The organism is Bacillus sp. JJ1127, assembly GCF_036965845.1.
Classification (GTDB): Bacteria; Bacillota; Bacilli; order Bacillales; family Bacillaceae_G; genus Bacillus_A.
This window is the reverse complement of sequence record NZ_JBALQK010000450.1, coordinates 434-1039: the sequence shown is the minus strand read 5'-3', so window position 1 is coordinate 1039 and position 606 is coordinate 434. Positions and strand designations below refer to the sequence as shown.

Here is a 606-nt window from a genome sequence, read left to right as displayed (position 1 = left end):
AACATATTTCTTGAAAAAATACGGATCTTCTTCAACGTCAAATACACTTTTCATTAATTGTTTATCTTCTAAATCTTGTTTGTTGTGCAAGCATATTAGCATAGAAAGGTTCTTATCCATTCTTTCATCGTAGCCTTTTTCTAGACCCTTGATTGTATAATAAAGTTCTGAGACTTGGTTTTCTAGAAAATCGGTAGGGATATTTTCTAGAAAAACTACGAGATAGAAATTTATACATTCTTCCCTATAATTAGCTGCTAAAAAGGTATTTTCATATTGGTTAAGTGAAATAATATCAAACTTATTATCAATAAATATATTCTTAATAATTTCTTTCATTCATTTAGCTCCTCTTTTGCCTTTTCTATATCTACCAATCGGATTTTCTTTATTTTTGTAATCCTTTTATGGTGTTCTTCTAAATCAGCAATTTGTGGCTGTGAAGGCGAATCTGATTTTTCTGGATCTGGTATGTTTTTATAGAAATGTTCATCCAGTAATCTTGGCAGATTAATATGTTTTGTTATCATTACGTCAATTTCGTGAAGTGGCTGGCTATTAGAATTCCCTAAAATTCGTTCCGCTAATCTCTTTGTTCTATTTGGA

2 protein-coding genes are annotated in these 606 nt (G+C 30.0%); both read right to left on the bottom strand.

Features of this window, described 5'->3' with window-relative positions:
• Positions 1 to 339 (bottom strand): ABC-three component system middle component 1 (locus tag V7183_RS25785; RefSeq protein WP_335361314.1); only part of this gene is annotated, 339 nt, incomplete at its 3' end.
• The coding region (locus V7183_RS25780) for a hypothetical protein (protein WP_335361313.1) at positions 336 to 606 on the bottom strand (271 nt) is incomplete at its 5' end. The genes V7183_RS25780 and V7183_RS25785, both read right to left, overlap by 4 nt.